This window comes from Curtobacterium sp. 22159 (genome assembly GCF_052045775.1).
Classification (GTDB): Bacteria; Actinomycetota; Actinomycetes; order Actinomycetales; family Microbacteriaceae; genus Curtobacterium.
The window spans coordinates 134295-135919 of sequence record NZ_JBQEPN010000011.1; the positions used below are offsets into that span (position 1 = coordinate 134295).

At 68.7% G+C, this 1625-nt stretch carries 3 protein-coding genes; 1 reads left to right on the forward strand and 2 read right to left on the reverse strand.

What is annotated here, in order from left to right; all coding sequences use genetic code 11:
- Positions 1-53: 53 nt before the first annotated feature.
- Positions 54-446 carry a hypothetical protein gene (locus ACTJKO_RS13675; RefSeq protein WP_440689599.1) on the reverse strand — a complete coding sequence of 131 codons (393 nt, stop codon included), beginning with the start codon at positions 444-446 and terminating at the stop codon, positions 54-56.
- 110 nt (positions 447-556) lie between these two features.
- Here ACTJKO_RS13675 and ACTJKO_RS13680 point away from each other — a divergent pair, with 110 nt between their 5' ends.
- The gene (locus ACTJKO_RS13680; RefSeq protein WP_440689601.1) at positions 557-799 is read left to right on the forward strand and encodes a helix-turn-helix domain-containing protein; all 243 of its coding nucleotides are present in this window, start codon (positions 557-559) and stop codon (positions 797-799) included.
- Between the two features lie 102 nt (positions 800-901).
- Here ACTJKO_RS13680 and ACTJKO_RS13685 read toward each other — a convergent pair whose 3' ends face one another.
- Positions 902-1366 (reverse strand): phage tail protein, encoded by a 465-nt coding sequence (locus ACTJKO_RS13685; RefSeq protein ID WP_440689603.1) that lies wholly within the window; start codon positions 1364-1366, stop codon positions 902-904.
- Positions 1367-1625: the final 259 nt, after the last annotated feature.

Below are 1625 nucleotides of genomic sequence, written 5' to 3' on the forward strand. Positions count from 1 at the left end.
CGCCTCCCGTCCGTCTTCGTCCGTCGTCTGTCTTCTGGGCAGTTCGCGCCCGGTCAGGCCGGTCGCGGACCGTCCAGCGCCCGTCGGCCACCGGACTCGTCCGGGTCGTCGTCCCCGACCGGCCCGTCCGCACCGCGGAAACGGTGACCGCCGTTGACGTCCACCGGGCGCTTCGGGCCGGCTCGTCCCGCGGCGTCCCGGAGGCTGCGGATGAACTCCCGGTCCTCGGGTTCGAGCTCGTCGTCCGGCGCCGTGCTCACGGTGAGTTCGCTCGCCGGGCCGACGAGCACCGTCGTGCGTGTGACCGAGCCGTCGTCCCCGACCGCCGGGATCTCCACCGTGTCCGTGCGGCTGTTCGCGCCGAGGACGGCGGCGTAATCGATGACCGCGTCGGCGATGAGGTCCCCCGTGAGGATCAGGCTGCCGTCGTAGTGGATGTACTTCATCATCCCTCCTCCCCGACGACGGTAGGTGGAGGAGTCGTGGCGGTGTCCAGGGTGTGCGCCTCGCGGCCAAGACGCCTTCGATGTCCCGCCATCACACCGGAGCAGGAACGATGTCCGTACCGCAGCCTGGCGACCTGATCCGCGCGGCCCGTCTCGACATCGGGTGGTCGACCGCTGCACTCGCGACGGCGGCCGGACTCACGCCGGGGGCCCTGCGCGCGCTTGAGCAGGGCGGCGCGGTGCCCTCGGCCGCGCTGCTGCGCCATGTGCTCGCGGCGGCCCGCACTCGTCCGAGCATCCCGCTCGCGTTCCACGTGACCCTGGCGGGTTCGCGCACGCCGTCGAGGAACTGACCGGCTTTCCCGTGGACGTGCTCGTCGACGGCCAAGCCCTCGCGGAGGACGAGCACTTCGCGCACGTCCTCAGGGAGGCCGTGCGCCTGTGACAGTGGTTGCTCAGTACTCGTTCTTGATGACGAAGTAGGACCCACGGATCGTCCCCGCGAGCTTCGACTTCTGCCGAGCGAACTTGAACTTGTCGGCGAGTTCCTCGGGGACCTCCATGCCGTCCGAGAGCTTGAACCCGACGGCTCGCTTCCCGCCGTCTTCCAGCGTGTAGAGGACGTTCACCGCCAGCCCGGACTCGTAGAAGACGTGGGTCCAGCGGATCCCGTCGACCAGCGCTTCGGTGGCTTCGAGCGCCGGGGACGCGATCACGATGCCGCGCTCCTCCCGCAGGACACGGGCCACGTAGTCCACCAGCTCCGGCACCTCGGCCGCGGGGCTGGTCGTGAAGTCGTGGTCGTACTTGTTCTTGAAGTACCGTGCTTCGTTCGCACGGAGACCCGCGAGCGCATCGGCCACGGGAGACGACTCGAGCCCGACGGTGGAAACGTTGACGAAGTCGACGACGTACGACATGTGGCCTCCTCGGGGCTCGGTTCAGAGCAAACCTAGCCGGTCAGCGCGCCATCGCGACGTCAACGCACCATCCCGTCCCGGCTGCTCACTCGGACCGCCAGGCCTGGCCCATTCTCAGGACAAGAGCGCTGAGAGGTCGGCTCCGGCGAGGAAGCCTGCGTCGGCGAACAACACAGCAACGTGCCAGAGACCGGTTCCGGCGATTAGCTTATGAAGCCGGACATCCTGATTCTCGGACAGGCGCGCCAAGGGCTTCTGA

Coding starts and splice junctions, on each gene's coding strand:
- ACTJKO_RS13675 (WP_440689599.1), bottom strand. CDS start 446: ATGAAGTACATCCACTACGACGGCAGCCTGATCCTCACGGGGGACCTC.
- ACTJKO_RS13685 (WP_440689603.1), bottom strand. CDS start 1,366: ATGTCGTACGTCGTCGACTTCGTCAACGTTTCCACCGTCGGGCTCGAG.
- ACTJKO_RS13680 (WP_440689601.1), top strand. CDS start 557: ATGTCCGTACCGCAGCCTGGCGACCTGATCCGCGCGGCCCGTCTCGAC.